General features: G+C 71.0%; 20 protein-coding genes. 18 read left to right on the top strand and 2 right to left on the bottom strand.

The annotated features are described in order from the left end of the window. Nucleotides 1-32 precede the first annotated feature (32 nt). The 11 genes from ACFYYJ_RS38500 (at nt 33) to ACFYYJ_RS38550 (ending at nt 7,931) form a co-directional block, all read left to right on the top strand. A complete protein-coding gene (locus ACFYYJ_RS38500) occupies nt 33-749 on the top strand; it encodes a DUF2993 domain-containing protein (protein WP_385128406.1) in 717 nt (238 codons plus the stop codon). A 161-nt stretch (nt 750-910) separates the two neighbouring features. Next, nucleotides 911-994, top strand: coding sequence for a putative leader peptide (locus tag ACFYYJ_RS38505; protein WP_350206375.1), 84 nt, complete (start codon nt 911-913; stop codon nt 992-994). Nucleotides 995-1,178: 184 nt separating this feature from the next. Next, nucleotides 1,179-2,024: a sulfurtransferase gene (locus ACFYYJ_RS38510; protein ID WP_384589020.1), complete on the top strand. Its 846-nt coding sequence runs from the start codon at nt 1,179-1,181 to the stop codon at nt 2,022-2,024. 69 nt (nt 2,025-2,093) lie between these two features. Next, on the top strand, nt 2,094-2,384 hold the full coding sequence (locus tag ACFYYJ_RS38515) for a DUF1416 domain-containing protein (protein ID WP_384745469.1): 291 nt from the start codon (nt 2,094-2,096) through the stop codon (nt 2,382-2,384). Nucleotides 2,385-2,442: 58 nt separating this feature from the next. Then, nucleotides 2,443-2,790 carry a DUF3099 domain-containing protein gene (locus tag ACFYYJ_RS38520; RefSeq protein WP_385128407.1) on the top strand — a complete coding sequence of 116 codons (348 nt, stop codon included), beginning with the start codon at nt 2,443-2,445 and terminating at the stop codon, nt 2,788-2,790. A 132-nt stretch (nt 2,791-2,922) separates the two neighbouring features. Beyond that, the gene (locus tag ACFYYJ_RS38525) at nt 2,923-3,804 is read left to right on the top strand and encodes a hypothetical protein (protein WP_389139235.1); all 882 of its coding nucleotides are present in this window, start codon (nt 2,923-2,925) and stop codon (nt 3,802-3,804) included. Further along, on the top strand, nt 3,801-4,643 hold the full coding sequence (locus tag ACFYYJ_RS38530; RefSeq protein ID WP_389139237.1) for a hypothetical protein: 843 nt from the start codon (nt 3,801-3,803) through the stop codon (nt 4,641-4,643). The genes ACFYYJ_RS38525 and ACFYYJ_RS38530 overlap by 4 nt, the downstream gene beginning before the upstream one ends. Then, a complete protein-coding gene (locus tag ACFYYJ_RS38535) occupies nt 4,640-5,551 on the top strand; it encodes a hypothetical protein (protein WP_389139239.1) in 912 nt (303 codons plus the stop codon). Before ACFYYJ_RS38530 ends, ACFYYJ_RS38535 begins: the two co-directional genes overlap by 4 nt. A 273-nt stretch (nt 5,552-5,824) precedes the next feature. Continuing rightward, entirely contained in the window at nt 5,825-6,397 is a 573-nt protein-coding gene (locus ACFYYJ_RS38540) for an FABP family protein (protein WP_385128411.1), read from the top strand. Between the two features lie 88 nt (nt 6,398-6,485). After that, nucleotides 6,486-6,941 carry a Fur family transcriptional regulator gene (locus ACFYYJ_RS38545; RefSeq protein WP_384589000.1) on the top strand — a complete coding sequence of 152 codons (456 nt, stop codon included), beginning with the start codon at nt 6,486-6,488 and terminating at the stop codon, nt 6,939-6,941. A 21-nt stretch (nt 6,942-6,962) separates the two neighbouring features. After that, nucleotides 6,963-7,931 (top strand): YgfZ/GcvT domain-containing protein, encoded by a 969-nt coding sequence (locus tag ACFYYJ_RS38550; RefSeq protein ID WP_376659490.1) that lies wholly within the window; start codon nt 6,963-6,965, stop codon nt 7,929-7,931. 7 nt (nt 7,932-7,938) lie between these two features. Here ACFYYJ_RS38550 and dtd read toward each other — a convergent pair whose 3' ends face one another. Then, complete coding sequence (gene dtd / locus ACFYYJ_RS38555) at nt 7,939-8,364, bottom strand: D-aminoacyl-tRNA deacylase (RefSeq protein WP_376659489.1); 426 nt, start codon at nt 8,362-8,364, stop codon at nt 7,939-7,941. A gap of 135 nt (nt 8,365-8,499) precedes the next feature. On the opposite strand from dtd, the gene ACFYYJ_RS38560 reads away from it, so the two are divergent. The 7 genes from ACFYYJ_RS38560 (at nt 8,500) to ACFYYJ_RS38590 (ending at nt 13,285) form a co-directional block, all read left to right on the top strand. Then, nucleotides 8,500-9,075, top strand: coding sequence for an AmfC protein (locus ACFYYJ_RS38560; protein WP_384588994.1), 576 nt, complete (start codon nt 8,500-8,502; stop codon nt 9,073-9,075). A 79-nt stretch (nt 9,076-9,154) separates the two neighbouring features. Beyond that, nucleotides 9,155-10,399 (top strand): GNAT family N-acetyltransferase, encoded by a 1,245-nt coding sequence (locus ACFYYJ_RS38565; RefSeq protein WP_389139243.1) that lies wholly within the window; start codon nt 9,155-9,157, stop codon nt 10,397-10,399. A 79-nt stretch (nt 10,400-10,478) separates the two neighbouring features. Beyond that, entirely contained in the window at nt 10,479-11,237 is a 759-nt protein-coding gene (locus ACFYYJ_RS38570; protein ID WP_389139270.1) for a putative protein N(5)-glutamine methyltransferase, read from the top strand. 128 nt (nt 11,238-11,365) lie between these two features. Next, a complete protein-coding gene (locus tag ACFYYJ_RS38575) occupies nt 11,366-11,713 on the top strand; it encodes a DoxX family protein (protein WP_389139245.1) in 348 nt (115 codons plus the stop codon). Between the two features lie 116 nt (nt 11,714-11,829). Continuing rightward, nucleotides 11,830-12,237, top strand: coding sequence for a helix-turn-helix domain-containing protein (locus tag ACFYYJ_RS38580; protein WP_385128415.1), 408 nt, complete (start codon nt 11,830-11,832; stop codon nt 12,235-12,237). A gap of 18 nt (nt 12,238-12,255) precedes the next feature. After that, nucleotides 12,256-12,813, top strand: coding sequence for a hypothetical protein (locus ACFYYJ_RS38585; RefSeq protein WP_385365012.1), 558 nt, complete (start codon nt 12,256-12,258; stop codon nt 12,811-12,813). 130 nt (nt 12,814-12,943) lie between these two features. Continuing rightward, nucleotides 12,944-13,285 (top strand): DUF2516 family protein, encoded by a 342-nt coding sequence (locus ACFYYJ_RS38590; RefSeq protein WP_384745493.1) that lies wholly within the window; start codon nt 12,944-12,946, stop codon nt 13,283-13,285. A 4-nt stretch (nt 13,286-13,289) separates the two neighbouring features. On the opposite strand, the gene ACFYYJ_RS38595 is transcribed toward ACFYYJ_RS38590, so the two are convergent. Continuing rightward, complete coding sequence (locus tag ACFYYJ_RS38595; RefSeq protein WP_389139248.1) at nt 13,290-14,624, bottom strand: PP2C family protein-serine/threonine phosphatase; 1,335 nt, start codon at nt 14,622-14,624, stop codon at nt 13,290-13,292. Nucleotides 14,625-14,636 lie beyond the last annotated feature (12 nt).

The following is a 14,636-nucleotide window of genomic DNA, read 5'->3' on the forward strand; positions in this document are numbered from 1 at the left end:
ACGCACGTACCGGACTGACGGGGGAGGGGCGCGTGCGGGTTCTGCGTGTCGTCGTGATCATCGGAGTGGTGCTGGGTGCCCTGTTCACGGGGGTGGACCGGTGGGCGGTCGGCTATGCCGAGAGCAGGCTCGCCGACCGGATCCAGGCCCGGCAGGGCCTGGCCGGCAGCGCGGAGGTGGACATCCACGGGTTCCCCTTCCTCACGCAGGCGCTCAGCCATGACCTGGACCAGGTGGACCTGAAGCTCCGGGGCGTCGAGGTGACGGCGGACGGCCGCAAGACGCGCCTCTCGCAGCTCGACGCGAGCTTCCGCGGGGTGAAGCTGGCCGGGGACTACGCCGGCGGGACCGCGAAGCGGGCCGAGGGCTCCGGGCTCATCACCTACGCCGACCTCACGGCTGCCTCCCAGACCGGCGCGACCCTCTCCTACGGCGGGGCGCCCGGCAAGGTGAAGGTCTCCGTGGGGGTGGACGTGCTCGGCAAGACCCTCACCCGCAGCGTCGTGTCGACCGTCACCCTGGTGGACGCGGAGGGCGGCAAGGGCGGAAAGATCGTCCGGGTGCACGCCGACGAGGTGCCGGGCGAGGGCATACCCGGTCTCGAACGGCTCGTCCGCAAGCGGACCGACTTCGACCGGAGCCTCGACGCCGGCCTGCCGGCCGGGCTCCAGCTCACCGCCCTGACCTCGGACGAAGCGGGCGTACACCTCGAACTGGGGGGTACGGACGTCGTGCTGGCCGGATCGTGAGACGAAGCGGTCCGATCCGCAGAAGGACGGGCCGCAGAACGGCTCGGGAGCGCGTCGCGGCGGCCGCGCACCGAGCCCGCATCCCAGTATCCGGACGATCCCGTCTCGGGATATGACACACCGGTGACAGGGCGGCTGATTCGTCCCTACGATCCATGGCTATGAAGCATCAGCAGGCGGACCTCACGAAGCGGCGGGCAGTAGACCTGTGTCGCGTCGCCGCCATGCTCTGTCGATCCATGTGACTTGTGAGCGATTCCGCTCCATACGACCGGACGACGGCCGCACGACCGGCCCTTCCCGCGTGACCGCACCCGCCTCCTGATCCCTGACGCCTCCCCGCGCAGGTCCGGAAGCGCACCCGTACGCACGCAACAGCACCGCAGCACCCGTACCGCCCCGCCGCACACTGCCCCGGAGGAGAACACCATGAGCCGCAGCGACGTCCTCGTAGACGCCGACTGGGTCGAGGCCCACCTGAACGACGCCAACGTCGTCATCGTCGAGGTGGACGAGGACACGTCCGCCTACGACAAGAACCACATCACCAACGCCGTCCGGATCGACTGGAAGACCGACCTCCAGGACCCGGTCCGCCGCGACTTCGTGGACCAGGAGGGCTTCGAGAAGCTCCTCTCCGCCAAGGGCATCTCCAACGACGACACCGTCGTCCTCTACGGCGGCAACAACAACTGGTTCGCGTCCTACGCCTACTGGTACTTCAAGCTCTACGGTCACCAGGACGTCCGCCTCCTCGACGGCGGCCGCAAGAAGTGGGAGCTCGACTCCCGCGACCTGGTCGACGGCAAGGACGTCCCGAACCGCCCGGCCACCGAGTACAAGGCCAAGGCCCAGGACACCTCCATCCGTGCCTTCCGCGACGACGTCGTGGCCGCGATCGGCGCCCAGAACCTGGTCGACGTCCGCTCGCCCGACGAGTTCTCCGGCAAGCTGCTCGCCCCGGCGCACCTGCCGCAGGAGCAGTCGCAGCGTCCCGGCCACGTGCCGAGCGCCCGCAACATCCCGTGGTCGAAGAACGCCAACGACGACGGCACCTTCAAGTCCGACGAAGAGCTGACCGCCCTCTACGAGGCCGAGCAGGTCGACCTGGCGAAGGACACCATCGCCTACTGCCGCATCGGTGAGCGCTCCGCGCTCACGTGGTTCGTGCTGCACGAGCTCCTGGGTCAGGAGAACGTCAAGAACTACGACGGCTCCTGGACCGAGTACGGCTCGCTCGTCGGCGTGCCGATCGAGCTCGGCGCCAACAAGTAACCACCGGCGGAGGGGCACGCGACGCCCTCCCGGCAAGACGTACGACCTCTCTAGGACAGGACAGAGAACATGTGTGGAGCACAGATCGGCGGGCCCTCCCTCGACACGCTGAAGCCCGGTGAGACCGCGATCCAGGGTCAGATCACCCAGGGCGGCGAGCCGGTGTCCGGCTACGTCCGCCTGCTGGACTCGACCGGCGAGTTCACCGCCGAGGTCCCGACCTCGGCCACCGGCCAGTTCCGTTTCTACGCGGCCCCCGGCTCGTGGACGCTGCGCGCGCTCGTCCCGGGTGCCAAGGCCGACCGCGCCGTCGTGGTCGCCGAGGCCGGCGGCGTGACGGACGTGGCGATCGCGGTCTGACGAACCGTGCCCGCGCACCGCGGCACTGATTGACCGGCCGAAGGGCCGCACCCAGGGGTTGGACGCCACGGGTGCGGCCCTTCGTGCCGTCCGAGCCCGCCGTCGCCCTTGTGCACGGCGGGCACGGTTCTACCCTGGAGCTATGTACGCCAGGCGTAGGCGCACCTACTTCCTGCTCATGGGCGGATGTCTGTTCCTCTTCGTCTCCGCCTGGTCCTTCGTGCGCCTGCTCTCGGTGCCGGCGGCGGTGGCCATGTGCGTGGTCGCCATGGTCATTCCGCCGGTCGCGGCGGTGATCGCGAACCGGCGCGGCCCGGACGACCGCTGGTGGGACGACCCCTCGGGTGACCCGAAGTCCGACGAGTGGTGGGACGAGCTGGACGGGAAGCGGCGCCACGAGGACTGAGCCGGTCGAGCCGGATCCCATACGGGCGAGATAAGAATGTAATAAGCATTCATACAACCGCTCCCCCCTTGATCAGGTCATGGATGCGCACGGGTAATCAACCTGTGCCTCATGTCCTGTGGGGGACCTCCTTTGGAACACGAACAGACCATCCCCGAGCAGCGAAAAGAGGCGGAGACCAGCCCGGATTCGGACACTCGGGACCAGCTCTCCACCCCCGCGGCCGCCGAACCCGCCGCCGACGGCGTTGCCGTTGCCGTTGCCGTTGCCGTTGCCGCTGCCGAAGCCGACGCCGTCGTCCCGCGCCGCGGGCGCCGCCGTACGACGCTCCTGATCGCCGGCGCCGCCGCCCTCGGCGTCCTCGCGGGCGTGGTCACCGGCTACGCGATCCAGTACGACCGCGAACCGACCCCGCTGCCGCCGCTGGCCCAGCAGGAGCTGGTGACGCCGAAGGCGCTGGCCCCGGACGACGCGACGACGAACAAGACGATCAACGCCAACCGCTGGCACAAGACGGACGACGACCTCCGCAAACTGCTGGTCGAGGCGCCGAGCGGGACCACGATGGTGGCCAGCGGCTACGACACCCTCGACTCCTTCTCGACGACCTTCGAGCGGCCGGACGGAGCCCTCCGCGGGTTCGCGAACGACGGCTTCCGGCGGCTCGCGACGAACGTGTGGCAGAACGACCGGGTCTTCGTCGAGGTCCGGCTGATCCAGTTCGACGACTTCTCCGGCGCCGACGCCTATCAGAGGGAACAGTCCGGCTACATGCCGAAGAAGGACTACGCGGGCAACGACGGTGTCGCCATCCCCGGGATCCCCGCGGACCTCGGGCACGTGTGGGTCAACTCCGAGACGAGCGAGAAGCCGGGGTACTACCCGGTCCGCGAAGCCCGGGCCATCGCGCGCCGGGGCGACGTGGTCGTGGACATCTTCTACGCCGACAACCGAGGCAAGATCGACGAAGGCGACGTCATCGACCTGGCCAAGCGACAGCTGGAGCGACTGTGACCGAGCCGCAGAACGACAACGCCCCGGCTCCGGACGCGCCCGAGGCGCCCGAGGTGTCCGAGACCCCCGAGGCCGCGGTCGAGCCCGCGCCCGTGAAGCCGGCGCGCACGGTCAATCGCAAGAAGGCCGTCGTGATCGCCGCCGGCGCGGCCGTCGCCGTCCTGGTGGGCGGCGGTGTCTGGGGGGCCACGGCGATCGCGGCTGCCGACCGGACCGCGCCGACGGCCTACTGGAAGCCCATCGGCGGGAAGTCGCCGAAGGCCGAAAAGCCGGCAACCGTCCCCGGGAACGCCCTCTCCGGCAAACTGCTCCCGCTCCCGTTCGGCTACACGCCGGGTCCCGACCTCGGCGGTGACGGCAACAACTTCTTCGTTTCAGGCGAGAACGCCGTCGAGGGCTTCAAGGAGGCCCGCAAGGGCCTGTCCAGCTCGGAGCGCAAGAAGCGCGACGACATGCTGGCCGACCTCAAGCTCAAGGGACTGGCAGGACGCAGCTACGTCAAGGGCGACGGCGAGATGATCGCAGAGGTCCGCATCATGCAGGCCGACCCGAAGGCCCTGGGGCCCTTCTCCGAGGTCTCCAAGAAGCTGGTCGACCTCATCGGCGGCGACCGCGACGCCCCGAAGGTGGACGGCTTCCCGGATGCCAAGTGCTCGGTGCTGTCGGTGGGCGAGAAGAAGGAGGAGAAGATCGACTCCCTCTACTGCGTCGCGGTCGAGGGTGACGTGATGGTCAACTTCCGTGCCTACGGACCCAAGCAGGGCTTCTCGACGACCGACGCCACCTCCTTCCTCAAGAACCAGCTGAGCCACCTGAAGTCCCCCGGGGAGTCCGCGTGACCGAGCAGAACACCACCGGAGCCGTCCCCGAGGCCGTCGCGACCCCCGAGGCCGTCGCGACCCCGGATGCCGCAGGGACCGTCGAGCCGGCCCCGGCCCCGGGCCCGCAGGACGCCGTCCCCGCCGAAGCCCCGCAGGCCCCCGCGCCCAAGGACCGCCGCAGGCTGTTCGCCCTCCTGCGCTGGACGGCCGCCGTGGCCGTCTTCGGAGCCGTCGGTTCGGGCGTCGCCTACGGGATCGCCCAGCCCGAGCGCACCGACGTCCCCGGCCTGTCCACCAAGGACGACGGCCGCTGGGTCTACCCGGACCTGGCCAAGCCCACCCTGCCGCCCGGCGCCGCCCTGCCCTTCGCCGAGGACAACCGGGACGGCATCCACTACGCCGGCCTGACCGAACTGCTCCTCCCGGCCCCGCGGGGATCGAAGCCGGACTCCACGCTGAAGCTGGAGAAGGACTCGGTGGTCTCCGTGGACACGTTCCTGGAGGAGTACGACCCCACCGCGCGCGAAAAGATGAAGCAGGGATTCACGGACGACGGCCTGCGCCAGATCGTGGCCCGCGGCTGGACGATGCCCGACGGCACCCGCACCCGGATCTACCTGCTGCGTTTCCACGCGTCGGGATTCGTCGACGCCTTCAAGGGCTGCGGCGGGGCCATGAACCTGAACGGCGTCAAGCGGATCGTGGCGGACACCGAGTGGGCCAAGGCCAAGCGTGCCCAGTCCGGCGCGAGCAACGGAGAAGTCACCGTCCACGAGGAGTCCGCCCCGTTCGGCGACGAACAGATCAGGGCCGGATGCGTCCAGTCCGGTGACATCCAGGCCGTGATCCTCCAGACCCGCAAGGGCCAGGTGGCCGCCCTCCCCTTGCACCAGGCGGTGATCCTCCAGCACCAGCTGCTCGGCTGATCGGCGGTACGGCCCACCTCACACGGTGCGCCGGTCCCCGGCCCAGTAGGCTTGGGGACCGGCCCCGTACAGCCCCAGAAACGAATTCCGAGGAGCACCCCGTGCTTGAGGCAGTCTTCACCTCCCTGCTGGTCCTGGTCTGCGTCGGCGTCTTGGCCTTCACCGGCCTGGCGGTCAAGAAGCTGTACCAGGGTCAGCGCTGAGCCCCGGCTCCACAGCCGGCCCAGCAGACCGCCCCGGAACCCCTCCCACAGATCGCCTGAGCAGCCATTCATGATCCAGATCCCGTCCGACCTGAACCCCGGCCTCGTCCCCCTGGCCTTCCTCCTCGGCACCTGGGAAGGCGCGGGAGTCTTCGACTTCCCCGGTGAGGAGAAGTGCAACTTCGGCCAGGAAGTCGTCTTCAGCCACGACGGCCGGGACTTCCTGGAGTACACCTCCCACACCTGGGCCCTCGACGCCGAAGGCAACAAGGTGCGGCCGCTGGAGTCCGAGTCCGGTTACTGGCGCATCGACAAGGACCGCAAGGTCGAGGTCGTCATGGTCCGCGACCAGGGCGTCGTCGAGGTCTGGTACGGCGATCTCGCCGACCAGAAGCCGCAGATCGACCTGGTCACGGACGCCGTCGCGCGCACCGCGGCCTCCGGCCCGTACAGCGGCGGCAAGCGGCTCTACGGCTACGTCAAGAGCGACCTGATGTGGGTCGGCGAGAAGGCCACGCCCGACGTCGAGCTGCGTCCGTACATGTCGGCCCAGCTGAAGAAGGTCGTCACGCCCGAGGAGGTCGCCGAGATGGCGCGCAACCTCCCGGACATGCCGGACGACGGCATCGCGTTCTTCCGCTGACGCGGCTGAGCCGCCCAGCGGTCCACAGGCTGTGTGAAGGGCACCGGGGGCTCGCCCCCGGTCCCCTTCGCGCGCTTACACTGGCGGGGTGGTCAGCACCGAGAACCCCGAGGGCACCGACTGGAAGAGCGACCTGCGGCAGCGCGGTTACCGGCTGACACCGCAGCGCCAGCTCGTGCTGGAAGCCGTCGACGCCCTGGAGCACGCCACCCCGGACGAGATCCTCGCCCAGGTGCGCAAGACCGCCTCCGGGGTCAACATCTCCACCGTCTACCGCACGCTGGAGCTCTTGGAGGAACTGGGCCTCGTCTCGCACGCCCACCTCGGGCACGGCGCCCCCACCTACCACCTCGCCGACCGGCACCACCACATCCACCTGGTCTGCCGCGACTGCGCGGACGTCATCGAGGCCGACGTGGACATCGCCGCCGAATTCACCGCGAAGCTGCGCGCCACCTTCGGCTTCGAGACCGACATGAAGCACTTCGCGATCTTCGGGCTGTGCAAGAAGTGTTCCGCCAAACACCGTGACGGCCACGCGTAGCGGAGTCGTACGCTTGGTCCCATGACCAGCAGCCCCTTGCTCCACCTCCCCGGCGCCGTGCAGGCCGAAGGCCGCGACGAGGGCGTCGCCGCCCACTACGGCGAGCTGTACGGCGAACAGCGCGCCCTCGCCGACGGCCGCGGCTTCGTCGACCTCTCCCACCGCGGGGTCGTCACCGTCAGCGGGCCGGAGCGGCTGAGCTGGCTGCACCTGTTGCTCACCCAGCACCTCACCGAACTGCCCGCGGGCCAGGCCACCGAGGCACTGATCCTCTCGGCCAACGGCCACATCGAGCACGCGCTCTACCTCGTCGACGACGGCGAGACCACGTGGGCGCACGTCGAACCCGGCACCCAGGGGGAGCTGCTCGCCTACCTGGAGGCGATGAAGTTCTTCTACCGCGTCGAAATCGCCGACCGCACCGACGAGTTCGCCGTCGTGCACCTGCCGGCCGGGTCCATCGCCGAGGTGCCCAAGGAGTTCACCGTCCGCGAGACCGCGCACGGCCGTGACGTCTTCCTGCCCCGCGCCGAGCTGGAGGCCTTCGCCGCCGCGCACGGGCCGGCCGCCGGCCTCCTCGCGTACGAGGCGCTGCGCGTCGAGGCGCACCGGCCGAGGCTCGGCCTGGAGACCGACCACCGGACCATCCCGCACGAGCTGGGCTGGATCGGCACCGCCGTCCACCTCCAGAAGGGCTGCTACCGCGGCCAGGAGACGGTGGCCCGCGTCCACAACCTGGGGAAGCCGCCGCGCCGCCTGGTCTTCCTGCACCTGGACGGCTCCGAGGTGGTCCTCCCGGCGCACGGCGCGCCCGTCCGGCTCGCCGCCGACGGGGAGGAGGGCCGGCAACTGGGCTTCGTGACCACCGCCGTACGCCACCACGAGCTCGGCCCGATCGCGCTCGCGCTGGTCAAGCGGAACGTGCCGGTGGACGCGCCGCTGCTGGTCGGTGGGACGGCCGCCGCGCAGGAGGTCGTCGTAGCGCCGTGATCGCGGCCTAGATGTCGATGACGATGGTGAACGGGCCGTGGTTGGTCAGCGAGACCCGCATGTCCGCGCCGAACCGGCCCGTCTCCACCGTCGCGCCCAGCGCCCGCAGCTGCGCCACGACCTCGTCCACCAGCGGCTCGGCCACCGGGCCGGGCGCCGCCGCGTTCCAGGTGGGGCGGCGGCCCTTGCGGGCGTCGCCGTAGAGCGTGAACTGGGAGATCACCAGCAGCGGGGCGTTCACGTCGCTGCAGGACTTCTCGGCCTCCAGGATCCGCACCGACCACAGCTTGCGCGCCAGCAGCGCCGCCTTTTCCGGCGTGTCGTCGTGGGTCACCCCCACCAGCACGCACAACCCCTCGCCGACGATCTCGCCCACGGTCTCGCCGCCCACGACGACGCTCGCGCCGTCCACCCTCTGCACCACAGCTCGCATACCACCTGTGTACCAGCCTTGCACCCGTCCGGGGCCGATCGGGTGGAGTACGACTGCGTCGGGACCACGGAGAGTGGCACGATGCACGCAGGCGGTGCGGGTGGCCGCACCGGTCGAGGGGACGGACCCGTTCGTATGAATACTTCTGGTACCTCCGTACCTGCATCACCCGCCTCCGTCGCAGCTGCCGCGGTACGACCGCCCGCGCAGCGCACCGGCGAACAGCCGGGGCCGGAGGACCCCACCACCGAGCTCGGGCTGCCGGAACTGCGCGCGCTGCGCCGGGACGCGCAGCGCGACGAGGCCGATCTGAGCTACGTACGGCGGCTGCTCCAGGGCCGCATCGACATCCTGCGGGCCGAACTCGCCCGGCGTGCCGACCCCGAGGCGCCCGTGGTGGACCGGCTCTCGGAGATCCTCGCCGACGCCCCCTCCAGCCGCAGCGCCTCCGCCCGGCACGTCACGCTCGGCACCCCGCACGGCGAGGAGTACCGGCTGTTGGCGGCGGAGATGCTGGCCGACGTGGAGCTGTCGGACCTCGGCGCCCGCACGGACGGCGAACTGTACGAGGGCATGGGCAAGCTGGTGCGCTACGAGCAGCAGGTCTCGCGGCGCCGGCAGCAGCTGCAGCGCACGGTGGACGACTGCAGTGCGGAGATCACCCGGCGCTACCGGGAGGGAGAAGCGCAGGTGGACGACCTGCTGGCGTAGGCGCCAGGGGGCGGGAGGGCGCTCGGCCGGGCGGAAAACCGGGCGACCGGGCGTCGGACCGGCGATTAGCGTGGCGGCCATGAGTGCAGACGTCCGGCCGATCGCCGAATCCGAACTCCCCGAGTGGCTGCGAACCCTGAACGCAGGTTTCCTGGCCGCCACCCGTGTCACCGACTCCGATGTGGCCCAGCGGGCCAAGGGCAACGACTTCACCCGAACGCTGGGCGCGTTCGACTCCGAAACCGGCCGCTGCGTCGCCGCCTTCCGCTCCTTCGCGCAGCAACTGACCGTGCCCGGCGGGGCGTCCGTCTCCGCCAGCGCCGTCTCCAACGTCGCCGTGCTGCCCACGCACCGCCGCCAGGGGCTGCTGTCCCGGATGATGGCCGGCGAGCTCGCCGCCGCCAAGGCGCGCGGCGACGTGCTGTCGACGCTGATCGCCGCCGAGTACCCGATCTACGGGCGGTACGGGTACGGCCCCGCGGCCTCCGTCTCGGAATGGGAGATCGACGTACCGCGCAGCGGACTGGACCCGCGCCTCGCCGCCCCCGCGGACGGCGGCCGGATCGACCTGGTCGACGCGGCCGAGGTCCGGCGGGTCGGCCCGGAGCTGCACGAACGGCTGCGGGCGCGCACCCACGGCGCCGTGAACCGCAACGAGCGCTGGTGGAACCTGGCGACCGGCCTGCAGGAGATGTCGTACCTCCCGTACAAGGAGAAGTTCTTCGCGGTGTACCGCACGGCGGCCGGTGAGGTGGCGGGGCTGGCCGCCTACGGGGCCGACGACCACTGGACGGACGCGAAGGTCCCGCAGAACACCGTGCAGGTCAAGGACCTTCTGGCGGTCACCCCGCAGGCGGAGCGGGCGCTGTGGCAGTTCCTGTGCTCCATCGACTGGGTGACGAAGGTCCGCACCGGCTACCGGGCCCCCGACGACCTGGTCGCCGACCTGCTGCCCGATCCGCGCTCGGCCCGGATCGTGACGGCCGCGGACTGCCTGTGGGTGCGGCTGCTGGACGTCGTACGGGCCCTGGGTGCGCGGACGTACGCCGTACCGGGGATCCTCGTACTGGAGGTCACGGACGCGGCGGGCCTGTCGGACGGCCGGTACCGACTGGACGCGGGCACCGGCGCGTGCGAGCGGACGGAGGAGCCGGCGGACCTGGTCCTGGACGTGGCCGCGCTCGGCTCGCTCTACCTGGGCGACGGGTCGGCGGTACGACTGGCCGCGCTCGGCCGGGTGACGGAGCGGCGGCCGGGGGCGGTGGAGCTGGCGGACGCCGTGTTCCGCACGGCCCGCCGACCGTGGTGCCCGGACGTCTTCTGAGACCGACGACGGACAACCGGCGCTCGACAACCGACGATCGACAACCGACGACTTAGGACAGATCTACTTGACGCACTCGATGTCACTGGTGGAAGCGCTGCGCGCGGCAGGCTGCGTCTTCGCGGAGGAAGAGGCGCAGTTGCTGGGCGGGGCCGCCCGGGACGACGCCCACCTGGCGGAGCTGCTGGCCCGCCGGGTCGGCGGCGAACCGCTGGAACACGTCGTGGGATGGGCGGAGTTCTGCGGGCTGCGCATGGAGGTGGGCGAGGGGGCCTTCGTGCCGCGCCGGCGCACCGAGTTCCTCGTGGAGGAGGCCGTGGCGCTCGCCCGGCCCGGCGCGGTGGTGCTCGACCTGTGCTGCGGGGTCGGCGCCCTGGGTGCGGCGGTGGCGGCGCGGACCCCGGGCGGGGCGGAGCTGCACGTGGCGGACGTGGACCCGGTGGCGCTGGCGTACGCGCGGCGCAACGTGGCCCCGTACGGCGGCACGGTGTGGGAGGGCGACCTGTACGAGCCGCTCCCCGCCGCCCTGCTCGGCCGGGTGGACGTACTGGTGGTCAACGCCCCGTATGTGCCCACGGAGGACATCGGGCTCATGCCGCCGGAGGCGAGGGACCACGAACCGCGGGTCTCTCTGGACGGGGGCGCGGACGGCCTGGACATCCATCGCCGGGTCGCGGCGGGCGCCCCGCGCTGGCTGGCGCCGGGCGGCCGGCTGCTGATCGAGACGAGCACCCGGCAGTCGCCGTCGACGGCGGCGGCCTTCACCGCGGCGGGCCTCACGACGAAGGTGGTCGCCTCGGAGGAGTTCTACGCGACGGTGGTCATCGCCGGGGCTTGAGCACGGGTTTCCGAAAAAACTTCGGCCCGCTTGTCACACTCCCGTCCGCCGGCGGGTCAGTGGAGTGAAGCAGGCGGGAAACACGACCGGGCGGGTGTCGCTCCGGGGCCCGCCCGAGGGGAGCTCGGATGTCCACCACCGCTGTCGTTTTCGCTCTGGTCGGTGCGCTGATGGTCGGTTTCTCGGCGTACTCGGTGTTCGCGAAGGCCGAGTTCGTGGTCGGTCCGCTGGCGCAGTACGGGGTTCCGGAGTCGATCTGGACGTTCCTGGGCGTGGCGAAGGCGGCGGGCGCGCTGGGGCTGGTGGTCGGGATCTTCGTTCCGCTGATCGGCATCGCGGCGGCGGTCGGGATCGCCCTGTACTTCGCTGGGGCCGTGATCACGACCTTCCGGGCCAAGGCGTACGCGCACGCGGTCTTCCCGATCATGTACGCGGCCCCCGCGGTGGTGGCCCTGACGCTCGGCTTCAACGGCTGAGGGTCCGGAACGACGAGGAGTGACACTTCCGCGCCGCCCGATCGGCTCAGAGCAGGGGTGGGAGATGTTGCAAGCAGCTGCTTGCAAAAGTTAGCAGGGTGGGGCAGGGTGGGGGCATGGCATCGCTCAACGTCGGAAACCTCGGCGAGTACCTCCGTGAGCAGCGTCGACAGGCCCAGCTTTCGCTGCGGCAGCTGGCCGACGCGGCGGGGGTGTCGAATCCGTACCTGAGTCAGATCGAGCGCGGGCTGCGCAAGCCGAGCGCGGAGATCCTGCAGCAGCTGGCCAAGGCGCTGCGGATTTCCGCGGAGACGCTGTACGTGCAAGCCGGGATCCTGGATGAACGGGACCGGGACGAGGTGGAGACGCGGGCCGTCATCCTCGCCGACCCGTCCATCAACGAGCGGCAGAAGCAGGTGCTGCTCCAGATCTACGAGTCGTTCCGCAAGGAGAACGCGCTCGACGCGCCGGCGCCGGCCGAGGCGCCGACCGACGAGATGCCGCCGAAGACGAACTGGAATTGATCCGGGAGGACCAGCCACATGGCCATCGCCGATGACCTGAAGAAGACCCTCACCGACCCCACCCCGCTCTACTTCGCCGCCGGCACCGCGGACCTCGCGGTGCAGCAGGCCAAGAAGGTGCCGGGGCTTATCGAGCAGCTGCGCGCCGAGGCCCCGTCGCGCATCGAGGCCGTGAAGAACACCGACCCGAAGGTCGTGCAGGAGAAGGCGAAGGAAGCGGCCAAGGAGGCGCAGGAGGCGGTCACCGCCAAGGTCGCCGAGGTGCTCGGCGCGATCGACCCCAAGAAGCTCGGGGAGACCGCCCAGGACCTGGCGCTGCGCGGGGTCGGCGTGGCCGCGGAGTACGCCGTGCGCGCCAAGGAGACCTACGACAAGGTCGCCGAGCACGGTGAGCAGGCCGTGCGCGCCTGGCGCGGCGAGGTCTCCGAGGAGATCGTCGACATCGCCGTGGCCGTGGAGCCGGCGCCCGAGGCGGAGCCCGCCGCGGAGCCGACCGCGGAGCCGGCGGCGGAGGCCGCCCCCAAGAAGGCCTCCGCGCGCAAGACCGCGGCGAAGAAGGCCACCGCCGAAGCGTGAGAGTGCGACGGGCCGGGCACCTGGAGGGTGTCCGGCCCGTTGTGGTTCGTGAGGGCACCTGTGCCGGTAGCGTGGAATGCGCAGGTATGTGCAGTTATGTGCGGCGGAGAAGAAGAAGGCGGTCGAAGCGATGCTGATGAACGGGTTCGACAACGGGGTGCTCCCGTTTCTCGGGTTCGCCATGCTGGCGCTCGCCGTCGTGGCGTTCGTGTTCGCGCTGCTGGCGCGCGATGACGCCTACCGGGCGGCCGACAAGCAGACCAAGACCTTCTGGCTGGTCATCCTGGGCGTCACGGTCCTGGTGGACTTCTTCCTGGCGTCGATGCTGTTCCTGACGATCGCCGGACTGGTCGCGACCATCGTGTTCCTCGTCGATGTCCGCCCGGCCCTCAAGCAGGTCTCGGGCGGCGGCCGTCGCAGTGGTGGCAGCAGCAGCGACGGGCCGTACGGCCCCTACAACGGCGGGCGGTAGGCCCTCAGCCCTCGGCGCGGGAGAGCAGGACCACGGCCACGTCGTCGGTGAGTTCGCCGCCGTTGAGGCGGCGGGCCTCGGTGACGGACGCCTCCAGCAGGCCCTCGCCGCTCAGACCGCGGTCCAGGTGGCGGTTGATCATCTCGACCATGCCGTCCTGCCCGAGGCGCTCCTTGCCCTCGCCGATCCTGCCCTCGATCAGGCCGTCCGTGTAGAGCATCAGGCTCCACGTGCCGCCGAGCTCGACCTGGCGGCGCGGCCAGCGGGCGCGCGGCAGCAGTCCGAGTGCGGGGCCGCTGTTCTCGTACGGGAGCAGGCGCGCGGGGCGGCCCGGCCTGGACACCAGCGGGGCCGGGTGGCCGGCCAGGCACAGGCCCGCGTGACGGCCGTCGGGGGAGATGTCGACCGTGCACAGCGTCGCGAAGATCTCCTCGCACGGGCGCTCCACCTCCAGGACCTCCTGGAGGGTGGCCAGCAGGTCGTCGCCGCAGAGGCCGGCCAAGGTCAGCGCGCGCCAGGCGATGCGGAGCTCGACGCCGAGGGCGGCTTCGTCCGGGCCGTGTCCGCAGACGTCGCCGATCATGGCGTGGACGGTGCCGTCGGGGGTGCGGACGGCGTCGTAGAAGTCCCCGCCGAGGAGGGCCCGGCTGCGGCCGGGGCGGTAGCGGGCGGCGAAGCGGAGGTCGGAGCCTTCGAGGAGGGGCGTGGGGAGCAGGCCTCGCTCCAGGCGGGCGTTCTCCTGGGCGCGCAGTTTCGATTCCGCAAGCTTGTACTGGGCGATGTCCGCCCGCTTTCTCTCCACCGCGTAGCGGATGGCCCGGCTCAGCAGCCGGCCGTCCAGCTCGTCACGGAAGAGGAAGTCCTGGGCGCCGACACGGACGGCCTCGGCGGCGCGCTCGGCGTCGGCCTCGGAGGTGAGGACGAGCACGGCGTGCCGGGGGGCGAGGCGGAGCACCTGGTGCAGGGTCGCGAGCTGGTCGACGGCGGTGGCGGTGGCGGTGGCCGTGGCGGTCGTGGTCGCGGTGGCCCGGGGGCTCGTCTCCGGGAGGGACAGGTCGAGCAGGATGCAGTGCACGTCGGGGGTGAGCAGGCGCTCGGCCTCGACGAGGTTGCGGGCGGTGCGGAGACGGATGCGGTGCCCGTCGGAATCGAGGATCTCGGGGACGGTGAGGCCGCCGGCCGGGTCGTCCTCGATGACGAGGAGGGTCAGCGGGCTCGCGTGCGGGGGCGCGGTGGCCGTCGCGGTGGCCGTGGCCGTGGCGATGGTGGCCGTGTGCAGAACGGCCTGACCGCCGGCCTCGGCAGGGGTCTCCCGCTGCCTCGGTACGGGTACGGGCATCGTCTCCGGTTC

Source organism: Streptomyces sp. NPDC002467 (assembly GCF_042889825.1).
In the GTDB taxonomy this organism is placed as follows: domain Bacteria; phylum Actinomycetota; class Actinomycetes; order Streptomycetales; family Streptomycetaceae; genus Streptomyces.